The sequence below is a fragment of the Mycolicibacterium mageritense genome (genome assembly GCF_010727475.1).
GTDB lineage: Bacteria > Actinomycetota > Actinomycetes > Mycobacteriales > Mycobacteriaceae > Mycobacterium > Mycobacterium mageritense.
On sequence record NZ_AP022567.1, the window covers coordinates 392,644 to 413,627 of the forward strand.

The 20,984-nt window shown below is 68.4% G+C and carries 21 protein-coding genes; 8 read left to right on the forward strand and 13 right to left on the reverse strand.

Annotation, left to right across the window (positions count from 1 at the left end; all coding sequences use genetic code 11):
- Positions 1–10: 10 nt before the first annotated feature.
- Positions 11–634: a DUF4126 domain-containing protein gene (locus G6N67_RS01905; RefSeq protein WP_036437594.1), complete on the forward strand. Its 624-nt coding sequence runs from the start codon at positions 11–13 to the stop codon at positions 632–634.
- Positions 635–646: 12 nt separating this feature from the next.
- Here G6N67_RS01905 and glgC read toward each other — a convergent pair whose 3' ends face one another.
- Complete coding sequence (glgC, locus tag G6N67_RS01910) at positions 647–1,861, reverse strand: glucose-1-phosphate adenylyltransferase (RefSeq protein WP_036437596.1); 1,215 nt, start codon at positions 1,859–1,861, stop codon at positions 647–649.
- A 155-nt stretch (positions 1,862–2,016) separates the two neighbouring features.
- Here glgC and glgA point away from each other — a divergent pair, with 155 nt between their 5' ends.
- Complete coding sequence (gene glgA / locus G6N67_RS01915) at positions 2,017–3,204, forward strand: glycogen synthase (RefSeq protein ID WP_110798627.1); 1,188 nt, start codon at positions 2,017–2,019, stop codon at positions 3,202–3,204.
- Positions 3,205–3,251: 47 nt separating this feature from the next.
- On the opposite strand, the gene G6N67_RS01920 is transcribed toward glgA, so the two are convergent.
- The 7 genes from G6N67_RS01920 to G6N67_RS01950 form a co-directional block, all read right to left on the reverse strand.
- The gene (locus tag G6N67_RS01920; RefSeq protein ID WP_003406247.1) at positions 3,252–3,419 is read right to left on the reverse strand and encodes a DUF3117 domain-containing protein; all 168 of its coding nucleotides are present in this window, start codon (positions 3,417–3,419) and stop codon (positions 3,252–3,254) included.
- Positions 3,420–3,587: 168 nt separating this feature from the next.
- Positions 3,588–4,157, reverse strand: coding sequence for a DNA-3-methyladenine glycosylase I (locus tag G6N67_RS01925; RefSeq protein WP_036437597.1), 570 nt, complete (start codon positions 4,155–4,157; stop codon positions 3,588–3,590).
- Positions 4,154–4,543, reverse strand: a complete 390-nt coding sequence (locus G6N67_RS01930; protein ID WP_036437599.1) for a DivIVA domain-containing protein — start codon at positions 4,541–4,543, stop codon at positions 4,154–4,156. Before G6N67_RS01930 ends, G6N67_RS01925 begins: the two co-directional genes overlap by 4 nt.
- Positions 4,544–4,573: 30 nt before the next feature.
- Positions 4,574–5,518, reverse strand: coding sequence for a glucosyl-3-phosphoglycerate synthase (locus G6N67_RS01935; RefSeq protein WP_036437600.1), 945 nt, complete (start codon positions 5,516–5,518; stop codon positions 4,574–4,576).
- Positions 5,515–6,411, reverse strand: a complete 897-nt coding sequence (folP, locus tag G6N67_RS01940) for a dihydropteroate synthase (protein WP_036437602.1) — start codon at positions 6,409–6,411, stop codon at positions 5,515–5,517. Before folP ends, G6N67_RS01935 begins: the two co-directional genes overlap by 4 nt.
- Before the next feature lie 48 nt (positions 6,412–6,459).
- A complete protein-coding gene (gene fadD6 / locus G6N67_RS01945) occupies positions 6,460–8,241 on the reverse strand; it encodes a long-chain-acyl-CoA synthetase FadD6 (protein ID WP_036437603.1) in 1,782 nt (593 codons plus the stop codon).
- A gap of 83 nt (positions 8,242–8,324) precedes the next feature.
- Positions 8,325–8,882, reverse strand: coding sequence for a cytokinin riboside 5'-monophosphate phosphoribohydrolase (locus tag G6N67_RS01950; RefSeq protein WP_036438559.1), 558 nt, complete (start codon positions 8,880–8,882; stop codon positions 8,325–8,327).
- A gap of 76 nt (positions 8,883–8,958) precedes the next feature.
- Here G6N67_RS01950 and G6N67_RS01955 point away from each other — a divergent pair, with 76 nt between their 5' ends.
- Together G6N67_RS01955 and G6N67_RS01960 are read left to right on the forward strand one after the other, a co-directional pair.
- Entirely contained in the window at positions 8,959–11,037 is a 2,079-nt protein-coding gene (locus G6N67_RS01955) for an AAA family ATPase (RefSeq protein WP_036437605.1), read from the forward strand.
- A 42-nt stretch (positions 11,038–11,079) separates the two neighbouring features.
- Positions 11,080–11,886 carry a type VII secretion target gene (locus tag G6N67_RS01960; RefSeq protein ID WP_051579024.1) on the forward strand — a complete coding sequence of 269 codons (807 nt, stop codon included), beginning with the start codon at positions 11,080–11,082 and terminating at the stop codon, positions 11,884–11,886.
- Positions 11,887–11,889: 3 nt separating this feature from the next.
- On the opposite strand, the gene G6N67_RS01965 is transcribed toward G6N67_RS01960, so the two are convergent.
- The 3 genes from G6N67_RS01965 to dapE form a co-directional block, all read right to left on the reverse strand.
- The gene (locus G6N67_RS01965; RefSeq protein ID WP_036437607.1) at positions 11,890–13,500 is read right to left on the reverse strand and encodes an ABC-F family ATP-binding cassette domain-containing protein; all 1,611 of its coding nucleotides are present in this window, start codon (positions 13,498–13,500) and stop codon (positions 11,890–11,892) included.
- Between the two features lie 222 nt (positions 13,501–13,722).
- Positions 13,723–14,685, reverse strand: a complete 963-nt coding sequence (locus G6N67_RS01970; protein ID WP_073910155.1) for a mechanosensitive ion channel family protein — start codon at positions 14,683–14,685, stop codon at positions 13,723–13,725.
- Between the two features lie 179 nt (positions 14,686–14,864).
- Positions 14,865–15,932: a succinyl-diaminopimelate desuccinylase gene (gene dapE, locus G6N67_RS01975; protein ID WP_036437608.1), complete on the reverse strand. Its 1,068-nt coding sequence runs from the start codon at positions 15,930–15,932 to the stop codon at positions 14,865–14,867.
- 34 nt (positions 15,933–15,966) lie between these two features.
- Between dapE and dapD the strand changes: the two genes are divergently transcribed.
- The gene (dapD, locus tag G6N67_RS01980; RefSeq protein ID WP_036437610.1) at positions 15,967–16,911 is read left to right on the forward strand and encodes a 2,3,4,5-tetrahydropyridine-2,6-dicarboxylate N-succinyltransferase; all 945 of its coding nucleotides are present in this window, start codon (positions 15,967–15,969) and stop codon (positions 16,909–16,911) included.
- Between the two features lie 151 nt (positions 16,912–17,062).
- Here dapD and G6N67_RS01985 read toward each other — a convergent pair whose 3' ends face one another.
- On the reverse strand, positions 17,063–17,410 hold the full coding sequence (locus tag G6N67_RS01985; protein ID WP_036437612.1) for a VOC family protein: 348 nt from the start codon (positions 17,408–17,410) through the stop codon (positions 17,063–17,065).
- Complete coding sequence (locus tag G6N67_RS01990) at positions 17,401–18,804, reverse strand: acyl-CoA synthetase (protein WP_036437614.1); 1,404 nt, start codon at positions 18,802–18,804, stop codon at positions 17,401–17,403. Before G6N67_RS01990 ends, G6N67_RS01985 begins: the two co-directional genes overlap by 10 nt.
- 40 nt (positions 18,805–18,844) lie before the next feature.
- Between G6N67_RS01990 and G6N67_RS01995 the strand changes: the two genes are divergently transcribed.
- The 3 genes from G6N67_RS01995 (at position 18,845) to G6N67_RS02005 (ending at position 20,982) form a co-directional block, all read left to right on the forward strand.
- The gene (locus G6N67_RS01995) at positions 18,845–19,390 is read left to right on the forward strand and encodes an NUDIX domain-containing protein (protein WP_036437616.1); all 546 of its coding nucleotides are present in this window, start codon (positions 18,845–18,847) and stop codon (positions 19,388–19,390) included.
- Between the two features lie 12 nt (positions 19,391–19,402).
- Positions 19,403–19,888: an Rv2253 family sensor-like surface protein gene (locus tag G6N67_RS02000; RefSeq protein WP_036437617.1), complete on the forward strand. Its 486-nt coding sequence runs from the start codon at positions 19,403–19,405 to the stop codon at positions 19,886–19,888.
- Positions 19,889–19,962: 74 nt separating this feature from the next.
- Positions 19,963–20,982 carry an isopenicillin N synthase family dioxygenase gene (locus G6N67_RS02005; protein ID WP_051579025.1) on the forward strand — a complete coding sequence of 340 codons (1,020 nt, stop codon included), beginning with the start codon at positions 19,963–19,965 and terminating at the stop codon, positions 20,980–20,982.
- The last annotated feature ends 2 nt before the right edge of the window (positions 20,983–20,984 follow it).

Genomic DNA, 20,984 nt, shown 5'->3' on the forward strand with positions numbered 1-20,984 from the left:
TACTGCAGATGTGGAACTGCTGACCGGTTTCGGGCTGGCCACCGCGGCGGGATTGAATGCATACATCCCGTTGCTGGCGCTGGGCCTGCTGTCCCGGTTCACCGACCTGGTGACGTTGCCGCACGGCTGGGCGTGGCTGGAGAACGGCTGGGTGATGGCGATCGTCGGCGTGCTGCTGGTGGTCGAGGTGGTCGCCGACAAGATCCCTGCGCTGGACACGGTCAACGACACGATCCAGACGTTCGTGCGGCCCACGGCCGGCGGCATAGTGTTCGGGTCGGGCACGGCCGCCCAGACCTCGGCCGTGACGGATCCGGGCGCCTTCGCGCAGTCGGGTCAATGGATTCCGGTGGCGATCGGTGTGGTGACCGCGCTGGTGGTATCGCTGACCAAGACAGCCGTGCGGCCGGCGGCCAACGTCGCCTCGGCCGGCGTCGCGGCCCCGGTGCTGTCGACGCTCGAAGACGTCACCAGCGTGGGGTTGGTGTTCGTGGCGATCCTGCTACCGGTGTTGGTATTGGTGGCTTTAGTTGGTTTGGCGTGGGCCATTTTTCGCGTGTGGCGGTGGCGTCGCCGCCGAGCGGCGGTCAAAGCCACGAAAAGCCAACCCGCCGCGGTCGATCCATGGGAGTGAACGCCGCGCGCGTCAGATCCACACGCCCTTACCGACGGCCACGACGCCGCCCGCGCTGACCGAGAAGCGCTCGCGGTCCTTCTCAAGGTCGACACCGACCATCTCGCCGGGACCAACCACGACGTTCTTGTCCAGAATGGCCTTGCGTACCACCGCACCGCGCCCGATCCGGACCCCGGGCATCAGCACGCTGCCCTCGACGATGGCGCCGTCATCGATCGCGACATTGGACGACAGCACCGAATTGCGCACGGAGGCCGCGGAAATGATGCTGCCCGCGCCGACCACCGATTCCTGCGCGGAGCCGCCGTTGACGAACTTGGCGGGTGCCAGGTTCTCCGATTCACCTCGGATCGGCCAGCGCTTGTTGTACAGGTTGAACACCGGATGCACCGACACCAGATCCATGTGGGCGTCGTAGAACGCGTCGAGCGTGCCGACGTCGCGCCAGTATCCGTGGTCGCGTTCGGTCGCCCCCGGGACTTCGTTGTTGTTGAAGTCGTAGACCGCGGCCATGCCGTCGGAGACCAGCCGCGGGATGATGTCGCCGCCCATGTCGTGATCGGAGCCGTCTTCGTCGGCGTCGGCCCGGATCGCGTCGATCAGCACCTTCGTGGTGAAGATGTAGTTGCCCATCGACACGAAGGTCTGCTCGGGATCGTCGGGGGTGCCGGGCGGGTCAGGCGGTTTCTCCACGAATTCCCGGATGCGCCCGGAATCGTCGGCGTCGATGCAGCCGAACGCGGTGGCCTCGGAACGCGGTACCCGGATTCCGGCCACCGTCGCGCCCGCGCCGCTCTCGATGTGGAACCGCAGCATCTGCTCGGGATCCATGCGATACACATGGTCGGCGCCGAAAATGATGATGTAGTCGGGATCCTCGTCGTAGATGAGGTTCAGCGACTGATAGATCGCGTCGGCCGAACCCGTGTACCACCGCGGCCCCAGCCGCTGCTGCGCGGGCACCGGGGTGATGTACTCACCGGCCAGGCCCGACAGCCGCCAGTTCTGGCTGATGTGGCGATCGAGCGAATGCGATTTGTATTGCGTGAGAACGCAGATCCGCAAGTATCTGGCGTTCACCAGATTCGACAGCACGAAATCGATCAGCCGGTACGCACCGCCGAAGGGAACCGCAGGCTTGGCCCGGTCCGCCGTCAACGGGTACAGCCGCTTGCCTTCTCCGCCGGCCAGAACGATGCCCAGCACGTGTGGCAGCTCCCTCATGCTCCAAACCTATCCGCCAGCAAGCACTCCGGCTAGCCATTGGCCCGATTGGTCCCGGCTGCCGTCAAGGGTTTTTGGCGCCGCGGCGGATGAACATCGGAGCAAGGTTGTCGACAACCGTGCGGCGCGACGAACCGGCCGCTACCGTGCCAGATATGCGGGTGGCCATGATGACTCGGGAGTATCCACCCGAGGTGTACGGCGGGGCCGGTGTGCACGTCACCGAACTCGTCGCGCAGTTACGTCATTTGTGTGAAGTCGACGTGCATTGCATGGGCGCGCCGCGCGACGGCGCGATCGTCGCGCAGCCCGATCCGGCGCTGCGGGGCGCCAATGCCGCGCTGGCGACCCTGTCCGCGGACCTCAACATGGTCAACAGCGCCGCCGACGCCACCGTCGTGCACTCGCACACGTGGTACGCCGGGATGGCCGGCCATCTCACGGCGCTGCTCTACGGCATCCCCCATGTGTTGACCGCGCACTCACTCGAACCGATGCGGCCGTGGAAGGCCGAGCAACTCGGCGGCGGCTACCGGGTGTCCTCGTGGGTCGAACGGACGGCCGTCGAGGCAGCCGATGCCGTGATCGCCGTCAGTGCGGGCATGCGCGACGACGTGCTGCGGACGTACCCGGCGCTGGATCCCGGCCGCGTGCACGTGGTCAAGAACGGTATCGACACCGACGTGTGGTTTCCCGCGCACGTGAGGAGCGATTCAGGCGGAGCGCCCCCTGGCGAGGACTCGGTGCTGGCCGAACTGGGCGTCGACCTGAGCCGGCCCATCGTCGCGTTCGTCGGGCGCATCACCCGGCAGAAGGGTGTCGCGCATCTGGTCGCCGCGGCGCACCGGTTCAACCCGGAGGTGCAGCTGGTGTTGTGCGCCGGCGCGCCGGACACTCCCGAAATCGCCGCCGAGGTGTCCTCGGCGGTGCAGGAGCTGGCCCGCGCCCGCACCGGCGTGTTCTGGGTCCGCGAGATGCTGCCGGTCCAGAAGATTCGCGAAATACTGTCCGCAGCAACGGTTTTTGTCTGCCCTTCGGTTTACGAACCGTTGGGGATCGTGAACTTGGAGGCGATGGCCTGCGCGACTGCGGTGGTGGCCTCCGACGTCGGCGGCATCCCCGAGGTGGTCGCCGACGGGCAGACCGGACTGCTGGTGCACTACGACGCGAACGAGCCCGAGCTCTACGAAGGCCGGCTGGCCGACGCGGTCAACTCGCTGGTGGCTGAACCCGATACGGCGAAGAAATATGGCGAGGCCGGGCGTCAGCGCTGTATTGACGAGTTCTCGTGGGCACACATCGCCGAGCAGACCTTGGAGATCTACCGCGAGGTGTCGGCGTAGATTCGGCGTGATCGGTCACGACCCGCAACCGATCACGCCGAAAGGCACTAACTCGTGACGCCCTTGAGTTCGTCGCCGAGGGCGGCGGCTTCATCCGGGGTCAGCTCGACAACCAGGCGTCCACCGCCTTCCAGCGGTACTCGCATCACGATGCCTCGCCCCTCTTTGGTTGCTTCCAGTGGACCGTCGCCGGTCCGGGGCTTCATCGCCGCCATCGAGTGCTCCCTCCAACTGAGCCGGTCCGCGTAAGCGGGCCAGGTCGGGGCCGACGCCGCCCACTCGTTGACGGCACCCGGCGCTGAACTGCTACTGAACTTCCCCTATTCTTCCCTATCCGCAGCGATGGGTGTGCAAAGACCCGTCGGATGGCGCTGGCGTGGCGGCTACTCGGCGGCCGGAACCCAGCAGGACGCGACATGATCGTCGACCATTCCGGTGGCCTGCATCAACGCGTACGCCGTCGTCGGTCCGACGAACTTGAAGCCGCGACGCTTGAGTTCTTTGGCCATCGCGGTCGACTCCGGGGTCACCGCAGGCACCTGTGACAGGTCGGCCGGACGCGGCCGGCGCGGCGGCGCGAACGACCAGAGCAGATCGCTGAGGTCGACGTCGAGTTCGGTGACGGCCCTGGCATTGGCAATGGTGGCCTCGATCTTGGCCCGGTTGCGCACGATCCCGGTGTCGGCCATGAGCCGCTCGATATCGGCATCGGTGTACCGCGCGACCTTCTCGGCCTCGAACCGATCGAAGGCCTGCCGGAAGTTGTCCCGTTTACGCAGGATGATCAGCCACGACAGGCCGCTCTGGAACGCCTCGAGGCTGATCCGCTCGAACAACGCACCGGCACCCCGCAGCGGCCGGCCCCACTCGGTGTCGTGGTAGTCGCGGTAGAGCGTCGAGCCACCCGCAGGGTCGGCGGCCCAGCCGCAGCGGACGCGGCCGTCGTCGGTCACGGCTGCTCGTCGCTCGCGCGCACCCGGCCCGCCGTGGCCGAGACCTCGACATCGTCGGATTCGGCTTCGTCAGGTTCGGCATCGTCGTCGGGAACCCCGTACGCGGCGCGCAGCGCGGCCAGTTCCCCGCGCAACGCGTCGAGCTCCTGCCCGAGCCGGTCCAGCGCCCAGTCGACCTCACTGGTCTTGTAGCCACGCAGGGCCTGGGCGAACTTGAGGTCGTCCACATCGGCCCCCGTGACCCCTGACGCGGGCAGCACGGTCGCGGTGGTGCCCCGCGGGAGCGGCGGCAGTGTCTCGCCGCGGCCGAAGAGCACACTGCCCAGCCCGAACAGCACCGTGGCAACCAGCACGAGCACCACCAGGTACAGCAGTATCAGTGTCACGTCTTCGATACTGCCTCACGCAACCGACAACTAGTGCGGGCGCAGCGTCACCATGGGCGGCCGGTCGGCCAGCGACACCGACGAAACCCTTGGCGTGAACCCGTCGCCGTCGGCGAAGAACTGGGTCAGGCCCACGCCGGAGTCGGCGATGCCGCACCGCGACAGCAGCGTGGCGATCACCTGGCGGCTCATCGAGGCCAACTCGGTCAGCGGTCGGTTGCGGTGCGCGCGCACGCCGAGGTTGACCTGGGCGATGGCGTCCAGCCCGAGCCGGTCGTAGGTGTCGACCAGCAGGCCGATCTCGACGCCGTAGCCGGGTGCGAACGGCACCGATGTCAGCAGTTCGCGGGTGCCGGCGTATTCACCGCCCAGCGGCTGCAGCACGCAGTTGAGCTCGGGCCGCAGCGAGGCCAGCAGCGGGCGCGCGACGAGCTCGGTGACCCGGCCACCGCCGTTGGCGTCCTCGGCGCCGCTGACCTTGAGCGGGCGCCGGTAGAAACCTTTGACCAGGTGCACGCCGTCGGTCGTGAGCAGCGGGCCCAGCAGCTTCGGGACGAACATCGGGTCGGGGTCGATCAGGTCGGAGTCGACGAACGCGATGATGTCGCCCGTCGTGGCGGCCAGCGACCGCCACAGCACCTCGCCTTTGCCGGGCTGGGGCGCGAGCTCGGGCAGCGCGACCTCGCGGCTGACCACCCGCGCGCCCGCGGCGACCGCGCGGATCTCGGTGTCGTCGGTCGAGCCGGAATCGAGCACGATCAGTTCGTCGACCAGGCCGCCGAGCAGCGGCGTGATGGTCTCGACGACGGATCCGACGGTCTCCTCTTCGTTCAGGGCGGGTAGCACCACCGAGACCGTGCGTCCGGCCTTGGCGGCCTCCAGTTCGGCGACGGTCCATGTCGGCCGGTTCCAGCTGTGGTCGGTCAGCCAGCGATGCCCGACCACTCCGTCGGTCAGTTCAGGTATCACGGTCATGCCAGTCCCCTCACTGTTCGTGCGGGTGCCCGCACTCCCTGGATCGACGCGACCATCTCCAGTACGCGCCGTGTGGACCCCACCTCGTGTACCCGGAACATGGCGGCGCCATCCGCGGCGGCGAGTGCCGTCGCGGCCAGCGTGCCCTCCAGGCGTTCGGTCAGGTCCACACCGAGAGTCTCCCCGACAAAATCCTTGTTGCTCAGGGCCATCAGGACCGGCCATCCGGTCTTAACAAGATCTTTTACGTGGCGCAACAAACTAAGACCGTGATAAGTGTTCTTGCCGAAATCGTGGGTCGGATCGATCAGGATCTTGTCGCGTGCCACCCCGGTGGCCACTGCATGCTCGGCCGCCGCGGTGACCTCTGCGATGACGTCGTCGACCACGCCGCGTTCGGTGATGCCGTAGTTCACCCGGAACGGCCGGGTGCGCGGCACCGCGCCGCCGGTGTGCGAGCACACCAGGCCCGCGCCGAACTCGGCGGCCACCTCGGGCAGGCCCGGGTCGGCGCCGGCCCAGGTGTCGTTGATCAGGTCCGCCCCGGCCGCACAGGCCTGCTTGGCGACGGCCGAGCGCCAGGTGTCGATGCTGATCAACTGGTCGGGGTAGGTGGTCCGCACCCATTCGATGAACGGGACGACGCGCGCGATCTCCTCGTCGGCGTCGACGGTGCTGCCCGGGCCGGCTTTGACCCCGCCGACATCGATGACGTCGGCACCCTCGGCGATCACGCGGGCGACCGCGGCCTTGGCGGCCTCGTCGGTGAACGTCGCGCCGCGGTCGTAGAACGAGTCAGGGGTGCGGTTGACGATCGCCATTATCAGCGCCCGGTCACCTGCGACCGGGCGCCCGCAAAACGTTGTCCCGCCGCTCGCCAACACGCCTTCCATAGTGCCTGACCACCTGTACACCCTGGTCGGCCAGGCGGCGCGTGCCGGTCAGCCCTTGGGCCGTTTGCCCGCCACGACCTCGTCGGGGTATTCGGCGTAGAACGGCACGTAGCCCTCGTCGCGGCCCGCCAGCACGTACAGCGGATCCTCGATCTCGGTGCCGTACCCCTGCTTGCGCAGTTCGACCTTCTGGCTCTTGAACGTCGAGGTGTGCGCCAGTTCGGAGACGACCCGGACGAACAGCGGCACCGCATAGGCAGGCAGGTTGCCGTAGAACGCATCGGCCAGAGCCTTGCCGTCGAACTCCTTGCCCTCCTTGAGCTGCACCGCGGCCATGCCGGCACGGCCGCCCGCGCCTGGCACCTCAACGCCGAACACCGTGCACTCCTCGACCGCGGGGTGGCCCGCGACCGCGGCTTCGACCTCGGTGGTCGCGACGTTCTCGCCCTTCCACCGGAACGTGTCGCCGAGCCGGTCGGCGAACGCCGCGTGGCCGAACCCCTGCGACCGCATCAGGTCGCCGGTGTTGAACCAGACGTCGCCCTCTTTGAACGCGTTGCGCACGAGCTTCTTCTCGGTCGCCGACTTGTCGGTGTATCCGTCGAACGGCTGGAAATCGCTGACCTTCGACAGCAGCAGGCCGGGCTTCCCGGAGCGGACCTTGCGCAGCCGCCCGTCGGCGCCGCGGGCCGGTTCCCCGCTGTCGGGGTCGTATTCGACGAACGCGACCGGGCTCGGGCAGATGCCGGTGGACTTCGACACGTTGAACACGTTGACGAACGCGGTGTTGCCCTCGCTGGCGCCGTAGAACTCGCACACCCGCGGGATGCCGAAACGCTGCGTGAACTCGTCCCAGATGGCCGGCCGCAGGCCGTTGCCGACGATGACGCGGACCTTGTGGGCGCGGTCGGTCGGCTTGGGCGGCTGGTTGAGCAGGTAGCCGCAGATCTCGCCGATGTAGACGAACGCGGTGGCGTCGTAGCGGATGACCTCGTCCCAGAATCGCGATGCCGAGAAGGACTTGCCGAGAGCAAGGGCAGCGCCCGAGTTCAGCGCCGAACCGACCGACACCGTCAGCGCGTTGTTGTGATACAGCGGCAGGCAGCAGTACAGGGTGTCGTCGCTGTGCAGCCGCAACCCGAGGCCGCCGAACCCGGCGAGCGCCCGCAGCCAGCGGTAGTGGGTCATGACGCTGGCCTTGGGCATGCCGGTGGTGCCCGACGTGAAGATGTAGAACGCCTTGTCCTTGGCCAGCACGGCCGACGCGCTGGCCGGATTGCCGGTCGGGGCCGTGCTGGCAAGCCGCCGCAACTCCTCGACCGTCATGAGACCCGTCGTATCGGCGCCGCTCTCGGTGATCGGATCGATCAGATCGGATTCGGCGACCACCGCGGTCGCATTGAGCAGGCCGATGCTGTGGGACAGCACCTGGCCGCGCTGGTGGTAGTTGAGCATGCCCGCGATCGCGCCGCACTTGACGATCGCGAGCATCATCAGCACCGCATCGGGCGAGTTACGCAGCATCACGCCGACCACGTCACCGTGTCCGACCCCCTTGGCGGCCAGCACCGCGGCGTACCGGTTGACGGTCTCGTTGGCCTCTTTGTAGGTGATCCGCTCGTCCTCGAACTTGAGGAAGATGCGGTCGGCGTGCTGTGCGGCCCGGTCCTGGAACACCTTGCCGATCGAGGTCTTGGCCGTCGGCCGGGCCAGAAAACCGGTGAGCACGCCGCGCAGGATGACCGGCGCGTCCATGATCAGGCCGGGTACCTGGCTGGCGATGTCGAGCAGGCCGACGCTGCTCCTGGTACCCGAGTTCTCGTCGGTCATGCGGTCAATCCCCTCCACGTCGATTTGGCCAACACCTTAACCGCGCAGGTGGTCGGCGTTACCGCCGGTTCTGCCTAACCGGTTCAGGCGGGCGCGCACGCCTCGAGGGCGGCGTCGACATCGTCGACCACGATCAACCGATCCATCGCCGATTGCGCGACGTAGCCGGTGGCGACCAACCCCTCAAGCCACGTCACCAAGCCCTCGTAATGCCCGAAGGGGTCGAGGAGGACCAGAGGCTTGTCATGCATGCCCAGGTAGCCCGCGGTCCAGGCTTCGAAGAACTCTTCGAGGGTGCCGATGCCGCCGGGCAGCGCGATGAACGCGTCGGAGCGATCTTCCATCTCCTTCTTGCGCTCACGCATGGTGTCGGTGACGACGAGCTCCGCGGCGTCGACGTCGGCGAGCTCGCGGTGCACGAGGGCCTTGGGGATCACGCCGACGGTGCGCCCGTCCGCCGAACGGGCCGCCCGGGCCACCGCGCCCATCGCCGAGACGTTGCCGCCGCCGGACACCAGGGTCCAGCCGCGCTTGGCGATCGCGACTCCTACCTGGCTGGCCAATGCCAGCAGTTCGGGATGCGTCGGGCCCGACGCGCAATAAACACACACCGCCCACTGGCGGTCGACTTCAACGGACACGTACTCAACGTAAGGGTTCGGCATGAACGCCGGATTTCGGGCCGGGTCGGCGCGGCCGCGCCATAGGATGCGGGGGATGGCTGTCGACTGGGTGATCACGCCGCATGATCGTGTGCTTGACGGCCTGGAAGCCGGTTTGCGAGAGCGGTCCGGCGCGGCACTGCTGGGCCCCGCCGGGGTCGGCAAGACCTCGCTGGCGCGCAGCGCCGTGGACTGGATCGGCCCGGACTTTCAGCGGGTCGAGTGGGTGACCGGCACGGAATCCGATGCCGCGGTGCCGTTTGCGGCCGTGGCCCATCTCATCGAGGTGCCGGCGGCGGGCAAGACCGCCGATGTGCTGCGCGCCGCCAGGGACTCGCTGGGATCGGGCTTGCTGCTGGTGGTCGACGACGCCCAGTTTCTCGATCCGCTGTCCGCCGCGCTCGTCTACCAGCTGACCGTAAGCCGCGCGGCCAAGCTGATCGTCACCGCGGCAGGCGACGCGCCGGACGAGGTCTCGGCGCTGTGGCGCGACGGGCTGCTGAGCCGGATCGAGGTGCAGCCCGCCGGCCACGACGATGTCCGGCTGGCCGAGCAGGTTTCGCAGTTCATCGCGGAGCTGCCTGCCGACGCTGCGCGCACGCTGCGTTACCTGGCGGTGTACGACCCCTTGCCGCTGTCGGATCTGGTGGAACTGACCGGTGTCGACTCGGTCGAGCAGGCCCGCGAGTGCGGCGCGATCCGGGTCGACGACGCCATGGTGTCGTGCGCGCATCCGCTGTTTCGCGATGCGGTGCGTGCGGCGGTCGGCGGGCCTGCCCTGCGCCGGCTGCGTACCGCCCTCGTCGAACGCCTCATGGCCACCCCGGCCCGCGGCGTGGTGGATCGGTTGCGGCTCGCGGTGCTCGCCGTGGACAGCGACCGGGCGCTCCCGCCGGACGAGATGGCACTGGCCTCCGCCGAGGCGCTGCGGCTGGGCGACCTTGAGCTCAGCGAGCGCCTGGGCCGTGCGGCGCTCGCCGCCGGTGCTGGATTCGGTGGAAAGCTCACGCTGGCTTATGCACTCGCGTGGCAGGGCCGCGGCCGGGAGGCCGACGCGGTGCTGGCCGAGATCGATCCGGCGACGCTGACCGAGACCGAGTTGATGTCGTGGGCACTGCCCCGGGCCGCGAACCAGTTCTGGATGCTCTCCGAGCCCGAACGTGCGACGGCGTTCCTGCGGGCCACCCGCAACCGCGTGACCACGCCGCGAGCGCAGACCACGTTGGACGCGCTTGCGGCGACGTTCGCGATGAATGCCGGCGCGCCGGACCGGGCGCTCTCGATCGCCGAGGACGTGCTGGCATCTCCGTCCGCCGACGACACCGCGGTGGGCTGGGCGGCCTCGGCGGCCGCGTTGAGTTGCGCGCGCATGGGGCGGTTCGGCGAGGTCGACGCGATGGCGCAGCGCGCGGTGGCCGCGGGGCATCCCGGACTGTTGCGGTTCACCAGTGGCTTCGGCCAGACGACGGCGCTGATCATGACCGGCGACCTGGAGCGTGCGCAGGATCTGGCCCAGGAGATGGCCGATTTCGCGCAGCTGCAGCAACCCGGCCGAGCGGTCGGCGCGGTGCTGCTCGCCGACGTGCTGCTGGCCCGCGGTTGCGCCGAGACGGCGGTAGCGCTGCTGCGGCGCGCGACCGCCGCACTGGCGCCGACCGGTTATTCGTGGGGACCGCTGGCGTGGATGTTGTCGGCGCAGGCCCTCGGACAACGGGATATGCCCTTGGAAGCGGCAAAAGCGTTGTCCCGCGCGGAATCCCGGCACGGGCTCAAGTCGATGCTGTTCGCCCCGGAGTTGGCCTTGGCCAAGGCTTGGACGTGCCACGCCCGCAAGGACTCGGTCGGCGCGGTCGCGGCCGCCCGCGACGCGGTCAAGGCCGCCGAACGCGGCGGCCAGTCCGCGGTGGCGTTGCGGGCCCTGCACGATGCCGTGCGCTTGGGCGACACGCGCGCGGCCGACGCTCTCGAGCGGATAGACCTCGACTGCGTATTCGGACGGCTGACCCTGGACCACGCCCGGGCCCTGGCGGCTCGCGACAGCGCTGCGCTGCAGGACGTTTCGACGCGCTACGCCGCGGCGGGCCTGGCCGCCGCGGCAGCTGACGCGGCCCGGCAAGGTTCATCCGGCACCTGAGTGCGCCGTAGAATGGCGCAAACACTGTCGAGGTGAAGCGCTATGACCGGTACCTACCAATTCTCGCCCGATGCCAATCGCGAATGGGCGCAGCCCCACCAGGACGCCTCGAACACGCTGACCGAATCGAACGCCGTCGCACCGCCGTCGCTGCAATCGACCCAGGGGCCCATCAGCTTTGCCGCCGACAACGCCACTTCCAGCGCGGGGGCCTCCCGCAGCAACGCATTCCGCGCGACTGCCGCCAACTCCCAGCAGATGGGCGAGCTGCTCAACCAGGCGGCTCAGGCCTATGAGCGCGGAGACATCGAAGCCGCCCAACGCCTGCGCGCACAGGCCGACCAGCTCGACGGCACGGCCGCCAAGCCTGCGGGCACCGGCGGCGCGGACGGCGGCGGTCAGGCTGCCGGCCAGCTGATGGGTCAGTTCGGCCAGCTGGCCGGCCAGGCGATGCAGGGCGTCACGCAGCCCGTGCAGGGCGCCATGCAGGGCCTTTCACAACTCCCGCAGCAGCTGTTCCAGGGCGTGCAGGGCATCGTCGAGGCCGCCACGCAGGGTGGCGGCGCCGCAGCGGAAGCGGCCGCCGGCGCGGATGCCGGGGCCGACGCGACCGCGAAGGGCGAAGTTCCCGACGGGGCCGGCGGCAAGGGCGACGGCGAGCGGGCTCCGGTTGACGCCGTGAGCGCGCGTGACGACGAACGCCGTGACCCACCCGACAAGCAGGACGACGACAAGCAGGACGACGACAAGCCGCACGAGGCCCGGCAACTGGGCAACCGCGCCGAGACCACCATGGCGCCCAAGAGTGATCAAGACCGCGGCCCCACCGCGCCAACGCGTTCCATGTGACGGTCAGACAGTAGCCAGCTCGCCCGCCTCAAGCCGCAGCCATCGCTCGATGCCGATCGCGTCGAGGAACCGCTGATCGTGGCTGACCACCATGAACGCCCCGCGGTAGGCGTCGAGCGCGGATTCCAGCTGCCCCACGCTGACCAGGTCGAGGTTGTTGGTCGGCTCGTCGAGCAGCAGCAGCTGTGGCGCAGGCTCGGCGTAGAGCACACATGCGAGGGTTGCGCGTAACCGTTCCCCGCCCGACAACGCCGACACCGGCAAGTGGATGCGGTCCCCGCGAAACAGGAACTGCGCCAACAGATGCATGCGCCGGGTATGTGACAGGCTGGGCGCGGCCGCAGCCAGGCTCTCGGCCACCGTCCTGTCCGGGTCGAGCAGATCGAGCCGCTGCGACAGGTAGGCCACACGTCCGTCGGCACGGTGCGCACTGCCTGCGTCGGGCTGGATCTCCCCCGAGACGATGCGCAGCAGTGTCGACTTGCCCGCACCGTTGGGCCCGGTCAGCGCGATCCGCTCCGGCCCACGGATCGTCAGGTCGATCCCGTTGCCGTCGAAGAGCTTCCGGTCACCGCGGCTGATCTGCAGACGCTCGCCCGTGAACAAGGTTCGGCCGGCGGGCACTTCGGTGTCCGGCAGGTCGAGGGTGATCACCGCGTCGTCGCGCAACGCGCGTTCGGCCTCGTCGAGCTTGCTCCGGGCGTCGTCGACACGGCGCGCGTGCACCTCGTCGGCACGCGCCGCGGATTCCTGGGCGTCTCGCTTCAGTTTTCCCGCAACGATTTTCGGCAGACCGGCGTCCTTGACGTTGCGGGCCGCGGTACCGGCGCGCCGGGCGGCCCGTTCGCGCGCCTGCTGCATCTGGCGCTTTTCGCGCTTCAGCTGCTGTTGGGCGTTGCGGATGTTGTTCTCCGCGACCTGCCTGCCCGCTTCGACGGTTTCCTGATAGGCCGTGAAGTTGCCGCCGTAGAACAGCACCTCCCCGCGGTACAGCTCGGCGATCTGGTCCATCCGATCGAGCAGCACGCGGTCGTGGCTCACCACGAGCAGGCAGCCGCCATAGTCGTCGAGCGCGTCGTAAAGCCGTTCGCGCGCATCGGAATCCAGATTGTTCGTGGGTTCGTCGAGCAGCAGCACGTCGGGCCGCTTCAGCAGCTCGGCCGCCAGTCCCAGCGAGACCACTTCCCCGCCGGAGAGAGTCGAGAGCCGACGGTCCAGCGCAACGCCGGTCAGGCCCAGCCGGTCCAGCACGGCACGCGAGCGCTCCTCGATGTCCCAGTCGTCACCGATCACGGTGAAGATCTCGTCGCGCGCGTCACCGTCGGCCAGGGCCGCGAGCGCGTCGAGCACCGGGGCCACCCCGAGCACCGCGGCCACCGTCAGATCGCCTGCGAACGGCAACGTCTGGGGCAGGTAGCCGACGGTCCCGTCGGCCGTCACCGAGCCGGACGTCGGAAGATATTGGCCTGCGATGAGTTTGAGCAACGTGCTCTTGCCCGCGCCGTTGGGCGCGACCAGTCCGGTCCGGCCTGCGCCGACGGTGAAGGACAACTCCGAGAACAGCTCGGTGTCGTCGGGCCAGGAAAATGACAGGTTCGAACAAACGATAGGCATGCGGGAAATCTCCAAGGGGGGCGGCGGCTGGACGCACCGCAACAGGACAGGACGACAGGGAATGCGACTCGCAGGATTTACCCGGAGATGTCGTCGTCTCCCAGCATGTTTCAGCCCACCTTGGTTGACAGCAGTTGCAGTTCCCCATGTTAACCATGGCCGCAACCGATTATCTGGCTGTGGTCGGCGAGTCCGAAGACCCGCCGACCACAGCGCGCGGTGTCAGTGCTGGGGCGGGTATCCGCCTTGCGGGTAATTTCCGGGCGGCGGGCCGTAGCCGTGCCCCGGATACTGGCCCGGTTCCTGGTACGGCTCCTGATAGGGCTCGCGATACGGCTCCTGGTAGTGCCGCGGGTCGGCACCGCCGAGCGGCTGCTCGGCATGCCGCGGCGGGTACTGCTGCTGGGCGGCTTCGAAATGGGTGGTCGGCGGATCGGCGGGCGGTCCATAACCGGCCCGCTGCGCCTCGGCTTGGCTCGCCTGGTAGGCCTCGGCCTGGCTGCGCAGTGCGGGGATCTCCGACTCGATGTTGCCCAGCCAGCGGTCCCACCGCTCCTGCATGGGACGCACCAGGCCACCGCCGACGCCGACGACCGCGATGCCGCCGATCGTCGCCAGCACGGCGATGAGCACCGGCGTGGTGACCGTGGTCGCTACGCCGATCTGATTGAGCGCGGCGATGATGCCGATGCCCCACACGAACACCGCGGCCAGGGTGCCCAGCAGCTTGCCGTACGACAGGCCGCCAAGGACGTTGGTGATGAGCGTTTTCAGGCCCTTGGCGATCGCCCCGACCACCACGATGATGACCAGCGCGATGAACAGCTTCGGCAGCCAGGCGACCACCCCGGCGAGCAGCTCGCTCACCGGGTTGGGGCCCCACACCCCGAAGCCCATCTGCAGCGTGATCAGCAGGATCGCGTAGTAGGCCAGCTTGGCGAGGATGTCCGACGCGTCATAGCTGCTTCGGGCGAGCACGTCCTTGAGGCCACCGCGCTCGACCACGCGGTCGAAACCGATCTTGTTGAGGATCGTCGTGACGATCTTGGCGACGATCTTGGCAATGATCCAGCCGATCACCAGGATCACCAGGAAGGCGACGAGTTTCGGGACGAAGGTTGCTACCGAGGACCACGCCTCGGACAATCCCCCCTGAAAGTCGATCGCCAGATAGGCGGTTGACACTGTCTCTCCTTTGTCGAGTTGTCGGACGCGGCCCAAGCCGTGTGCCGAAAACAGCACGTCGCACGCGGAAACGCGCGAAGAGAGTTCCCCCCAGGAGCCCCCTGCAGCCGAGCCGCAACCCCACCCTAACGCGGTTGAGGCGAGCCCGCGCGGTGTTTGCTGGGTGAGTTCGGCGCGATTTAGCTGGACAGGTAGCGGCGCAGCATGTCGGTGGTCGCGCTGATCTGCGCGACCTCGACCCGCTCATCGACCTTGTGCGCGAGGTTCGGATCGCCCGGCCCGTAGTTGACCGCGGGAATGCCCATCGCGGCGAAGCGCGCCACGTCGGTCCAGCCGTACTTGGCCCGGACCGCTCCCCCGGCCGCGGTCACCAGCGCGGCCGCGGCCGGCTTCGTCAGGCCCGGCAAGGCGCCCGCCGCGGCGTCGGTCAGCTCGATGCTCACGTCGAGACCTTCGAAGGCATCGTGCACGTGCGCGAGGGCCTGCTCGGTGCTGCGGTCGGGTGCGAACCGGAAGTTGACGGTCACCGACGCGGCGTCCGGGATGACGTTGCCCGCGATGCCGCCGTCGATGCGGACGGCGGACAGCCCCTCCCGGTAGACGCAGCCGTCGATGTCGACACTGCGGGCCTGATAAGCACTCAGGCGGTCGAGCACCGCACCCAGCTTGTGGATGGCGTTGTCCCCGAGCCACGAGCGCGCCGAATGCGCGCGGGTGCCGGAGGCGCTGACGACGACGCGGATGGTGCCCTGGCACCCGGCCTCGATGTAGCCACCCGACGGTTCACCGAGGATCGCGACGTCGGCCGCCAGCCAGTCCGGCAGCTCGCGTTCGATGCGGCCCAGCCCGTTGGCACTCGACTCGATCTCCTCGCAGTCGTACATCACCAACGTGATGTCGTGCGCGGGTGCGGCGATGGTGGCGGCCAGGTGCAGGAACACCGCGTCGCCCGACTTCATGTCCGACGTGCCGCAGCCCCACAGTTCGCCGTCGTCGAGCCGGCTCGGCAGGTTGCCTGCGACCGGAACGGTGTCGATGTGGCCGGCCAGCATGACGCGCGACGGCAGGCCCAGGTGGGTGCGGGCCAGCACCGCGTCGCCGTTGCGGATCACCTCGAAGTGCGGTGCCTGCGCACGCAGTGCGGCTTCGATCTCGTCGGCGATGCGCTGCTCGTGGCGGGACTCGCTCGGGATATCCACCAGCGCGGCGGTCAGGGTGATCGGATCGGCGCGCAGGTCTAGCCCCATGAACGTCGAGGCTAGTCCAGTAACCTAGGCCACCGTGACTTCCGCATCTGGTGTCGGCCTGGCCACCATCGCCGCCGACGGAACCGTCCTGGACACCTGGTTTCCCGCTCCGGCGCTGAGCGCCGACGGGCCGGCAGGCACCGTCAAGTTGACCGGCGACGACATCCCCGCCGACTTCGCGGGCCTGACCGGACCCGACGCCGACCGCGGCGTCGAGGTGGTGGCCGTGCGCACCACGATCGCCTCGCTGGACGACAAGCCGGCGGACACCCATGACGTCTGGCTGCGCCTGCATCTGCTCTCGCACCGGCTGACCAAGCCGCACGAGGCGAACCTCGACGGCATCTTCGGCCTGCTGGCCAACGTCGTGTGGACCAACTTCGGGCCGTGCGCGGTCGAGGGCTTCGAGACCGTGCGGGCGCGGTTGCGGCGGCGCGGCGCGGTCGCCGTCTACGGCGTCGACAAGTTCCCGCGCATGGTCGACTACGTGACGCCTGCGGGCGTGCGGATCGCCGACGCCGACCGCGTGCGCCTGGGTGCGCACCTCGCGTCGGGCACCACAGTCATGCACGAGGGTTTCGTGAACTTCAACGCGGGCACGCTGGGCACCTCGATGGTCGAGGGCCGCATCTCGGCCGGTGTGGTCGTGGGCGACGGCTCGGACGTCGGTGGCGGTGCGTCGATCATGGGCACGCTGTCGGGCGGCGGCAAAGAGGTCATCTCGGTCGGCAAGCGCTGCCTGCTGGGCGCCAACTCGGGCCTGGGCATCTCGCTGGGCGACGACTGCGTGGTCGAGGCCGGGCTCTACGTCACGGGCGGCACCAAGGTGACGGCGGCCGACGGTCAGACCGTCAAGGCCGTCGAGCTCTCGGGCGCGAACAACCTGCTGTTCCGGCGTAATTCGCTGTCCGGCGCGGTCGAGGTGGTCAAGCGCGACGGCACCGGCATCACGCTCAACGAGGCGCTGCACGCCAACTGACCTCTGCACCGCGAGCGTGCGTGTCTGTTGCCCGCCACGCCGCAGTTCATCCGCATTTCGCGCACGGTCGACGCCCACGAATGTGCGAAAAGTGCTGCTGTTCAACGGCGTGTCGGCCCGCAGACTCGCACGCAGCGCAGCGCAGCGGAGGTCAGTCGGGGGCCAACACGCAGAACTCGTTGCCCTCGGGGTCGGCGAGCACGACCCAGGTCTGCTCGCCCTGCCCGATGTCGACGTGGCGGGCACCCATGCCGATCAGCCGGTCGACCTCGGCCTGCTGATCGTCGGGCGTGAAGTCGAGGTGGATGCGGTTCTTGACCACCTTGTCCTCGGGCACCACCACGAACAGCCACGTGGGCCCGGCACCGGACGGCGGCGTCAACAGCACGTCGCCGTCTTCGTCGGTGCCGCACGGCCAGCCGAGCGCCTCCGACCACCACCGGCCCAACGCCTCGGGATCGTGCGCGTCGATACAGATCTCGGTGAACCTCAGCCCCATTGCACCAGTTCCTTTTTCAGTACCTTGCCCATCGCATTGCGGGGCAGTTTCTCCACGAGCCGCACCTCCCGCGGCCTCTTGTGCACTGAAAGCTGCTGAGCCACATAGTCGATCAGCTCTTTGGGATCGGCCTCGCCAACCACGAACGCCACGATGCGCTGACCGAGGTCGTCGTCAGGCACCCCTACCACGGCCGCTTCGTGCACCCCGGAATGCCCCAGCAGCACCGTTTCGATCTCTCCCGCGCCGACGCGGTACCCGCCTGACTTGATGAGGTCGACGGACTCGCGACCGACGATGCGGTGCATGCCGTCGCCGTCGATCACCGCGACGTCGCCCGTGCGGTACCAGCCGTCGACGAACGCCTCGGCGGTGGCCTCTGGCCGGTTGAGGTAGCCGTCGAACACCATGAGCCCCCGGACCTGAAGCTGCCCAATGGTTTCGCCGTCGTGCGGCACCGGGTTGCCGTGGTCGTCGACCAGCCTGGTCTGCACCCCTGCCACCGGCAGGCCCACCCAGCCGGGTCTGCGGTCACCACCGACGACGGTGCTCAAGGTGATCAGCGATTCGGTGCTGCCGTAGCGCTCGATCGGGGTGTGCCCCGTGAGCCGCACCAGTTCGTCGAACACCGGCACGGGCAGCGGTGCACTACCCGACACCAGCAGCCGGGCCGAGGACAACGCCAGGGCCGCATCGAGATCCTTGACGACGCGTGACCACACCGTGGGCACCCCGAAGTACAACGTGCCGCGAGCCTCGGCGTACGCGGCCGGAGTGGGTTTCCCGGTGTGCACGAACCGGTTTCCGATGCGCAGCGAGCCCAGCAGACCCAGCACCAGCCCGTGCACGTGGAACAACGGCAGGCCGTGCACCAGGGTGTCGTCGGCCGTCCACTGCCACGCGGCCGCGAGGGCGTCGATGTCGGCGGCGATGGCCCGCCTGGTCATCGGCACGCCTTTGGGTGCTCCGGTGGTGCCGGACGTGTACATGATGATGGCGGTCGAGTCGGGCGCGGGCTCGGGGTAGCGATGCCAGGACCGGGCATGCAGCCGGACCGGGATGTGCGGCAGTCCTTCGGTTTCCTCAGGCTGCTCCCCCAGCCAGGCCTGCGCGCCAGAGTCGGTGAGGATGTGCCGGCGTTCGGCCGCTCCGACGTCGGCCGGTACCGGGATCACCGGAACACCGGCGATCAGGCAGCCCGTGATCGCGAGAACGGTTGTGGCAGTGGGTTTTGCCAGTACGGCGACGCGACGCGCTGCGGCGACCCGTTCGGCCACCGAGGTCGCGGCGCCCACGAGGTCACTTCGGCTGAGCACCGCACCGTCGATGCGGACGGCATCGGCTATGTCGGCGCCTGCGGCGACCGCCGCGGGATTCAGGGAGGCCAGGAGCACGGTTGTGAGGCTACTCCGGGCGGTCGGCAATACTGGCCTCATGGGCGTGATCCGGCAATTGCAGTCACGTGAGGTCTATCGCAACAATTGGTTGACGTTACGTGAGGACGACATCCGCCGACCAGACGGCACCGAAGGCGTGTACGCCGTCATCGACAAGCCGACGTATGCGCTGGTCATCGCGCGTGACGGGGACCGGTTTCACCTCGTCGAGCAGTTCAGGTATCCCCTCGGCCTGCGCCGGTGGGAGTTTCCGCAGGGCACCGCACCGGATCGGCTCGACCTCGAGCCGGAAGCGCTCGCGCACCGGGAACTGCGCGAGGAGACGGGGCTGCGCGCGTCCTCAATGCAGCGGCTCGGGCAGCTCGACGTCGCGGCGGGCATGAGCAGTCAGCGCGGCTGGGTTTTTCTGGCAACAGGGCTCAGCGAAGGTGAGCACGAGCGTGAACTCGAGGAACAGGACATGCACAGCGCGTGGTTCGAGCGTGCCGAGCTGGAACGTATGATCTGGGACGGCGAGATCACCGACGCCCAGTCGATCGCGGCGTGGGCGTTGCTCCTGCTCAACGAGCGTCCGCCCGGTTAAGGTATCGGCACGATGAGGAGGCCCGTAGCGGTCGGCATGTTGATCGTCGCGGCCCTGACCGCCGCGCCGACGGCGCACGCCGCGAACCAGGTGTGGAACGGGAAGTACTCCCTGGTCCGCTACGCGGCCCAGAAGACCGGCACGAGCCTTGCCGCCAGGCAACCCGAGCCCACGTTCAGCGACGTGTACACGTTCTCCACCGATTGTTCTTCGAGCACATGCATTTCCACCGTCATCGACGGTCCCACGCCGAAGAATCCGACGCTGCCGCTGCCACCCCGGTACACGTGGGACGGCACCCGCTGGGTGCACATCTACGACTGGCAGTGGGACTGCTATATGGGAGAAGGAGTTCCGAAGGTGTGGGCACCGGCGCGGTCATGGGCGTACTACGCGCCACAGCCCGACGGAACCCTGCGGGGCACCTGGCTCACCCAGATCGCCGGTGGCCCGTGTGGTGGCACCGTTCAGATGGAGGTGGCGGCGTTTCCCGCGTGAACCATCGCTCTTGTTGTGCGAGAGGAATTTTCGCGCTTGACATCAACTTCGGTTGAGGTTCTAGCGTCGAGCGCGTGACCCAACCAGAAGTGATAGTCGACCGAGTCGTCCTGCAAGACGGCTTCGTTCCGGTGATAGACATCAGCAGCGCCCGCAGTGGCGACCCGAGGCAACGCCGGGCAGTGGCCGACGCGATCGGCCGGTGCTGCGAAACCAGTGGTTTCCTGCTGCTGGTCGGCCACGGCGTGCCCGATCAGGTGATCGACGACGTCAACCGTGCGCTGCGTGGATTCTTCGCCCTGCCCCAGGCGATCAAGGAGCAGGTCGGGGCGCAGCCCGGCGATCCACTGGCCCGCGGGTTCAGTAGCGCAGGCAACCTCGCGGCGACCAATGCCGGCGCGGATGTCGAAGCCGAGCACCGGGCGCCTGACCGGGTCGAGAAGTTCGTGCACTTCCCGCTCGGAAATCCGGAGGGCGTCGACGGCCCCGGGTGGACCGACGAACGGGTGTTCGTCGCCGAGCGGTGGCCCGAGTTACCCGGATTCCGCGTTGCCTATCAACGGTATTACGCCGAGATGGAAGGCCTTGCCACCGAGCTGTCCCGGTTGTTCGCGCTCGCACTGGGCCTGCGCGAGGACTGGTTCGAGGCGTTGATCGACCGGCACAACTCCAACCTGATGGCCAACTATTACCCCGCAGACGACCGGCCGGCCGGCGACATCCGGCTGAGCCAGCACAGCGACTGGGGCAACCTCACGATCCTGCTGCAGGACGAATCTCAGCGCGGGCTGCAGGTTCGCGACGACCGCGGCAGATGGCTCGATGTGCCGGTGGTCCCGGGATCGTTCGTCATCAACATCGGTGACCTGCTGGCCCGGTGGACCAATGACAGGTGGGTGAGCACCGTGCACCGCGTGGTGAGCACGGGAGCCGGCCGCGAACGGTTCAGTCTCCCGTTCTTCCACCAACCGAACTACGACGCGGTGATCGAGTGCATCCCCACCTGCGCGACACCGGACCATCCGGCCCGTTACGAGCCGGTGGTGTCGGGTCCGTACCTGCTCGACAAGTTCAAGCTCGCCTACGCGCTCTGACG

Bases quoted from the DNA above. Each gene is read 5' to 3' on its own strand.
- fadD6 (WP_036437603.1), bottom strand. From the start codon at position 8,241: ATGACCGACGAGAACTCGGGTACCAGGAGCAGCGTCGGCCTGCTCGAC.
- G6N67_RS01995 (WP_036437616.1), top strand. From the start codon at position 18,845: ATGGGCGTGATCCGGCAATTGCAGTCACGTGAGGTCTATCGCAACAAT.
- G6N67_RS01985 (WP_036437612.1), bottom strand. From the start codon at position 17,410: ATGGGGCTGAGGTTCACCGAGATCTGTATCGACGCGCACGATCCCGAG.
- glgC (WP_036437596.1), bottom strand. From the start codon at position 1,861: ATGAGGGAGCTGCCACACGTGCTGGGCATCGTTCTGGCCGGCGGAGAA.
- G6N67_RS01920 (WP_003406247.1), bottom strand. From the start codon at position 3,419: ATGGCGGCGATGAAGCCCCGGACCGGCGACGGTCCACTGGAAGCAACC.
- folP (WP_036437602.1), bottom strand. From the start codon at position 6,411: ATGGAAGGCGTGTTGGCGAGCGGCGGGACAACGTTTTGCGGGCGCCCG.
- G6N67_RS01960 (WP_051579024.1), top strand. From the start codon at position 11,080: ATGACCGGTACCTACCAATTCTCGCCCGATGCCAATCGCGAATGGGCG.
- dapE (WP_036437608.1), bottom strand. From the start codon at position 15,932: ATGGGGCTAGACCTGCGCGCCGATCCGATCACCCTGACCGCCGCGCTG.
- G6N67_RS01935 (WP_036437600.1), bottom strand. From the start codon at position 5,518: ATGACCGTGATACCTGAACTGACCGACGGAGTGGTCGGGCATCGCTGG.
- G6N67_RS02000 (WP_036437617.1), top strand. From the start codon at position 19,403: ATGAGGAGGCCCGTAGCGGTCGGCATGTTGATCGTCGCGGCCCTGACC.
- glgA (WP_110798627.1), top strand. From the start codon at position 2,017: ATGCGGGTGGCCATGATGACTCGGGAGTATCCACCCGAGGTGTACGGC.
- G6N67_RS01955 (WP_036437605.1), top strand. From the start codon at position 8,959: ATGGCTGTCGACTGGGTGATCACGCCGCATGATCGTGTGCTTGACGGC.
- G6N67_RS01965 (WP_036437607.1), bottom strand. From the start codon at position 13,500: ATGCCTATCGTTTGTTCGAACCTGTCATTTTCCTGGCCCGACGACACC.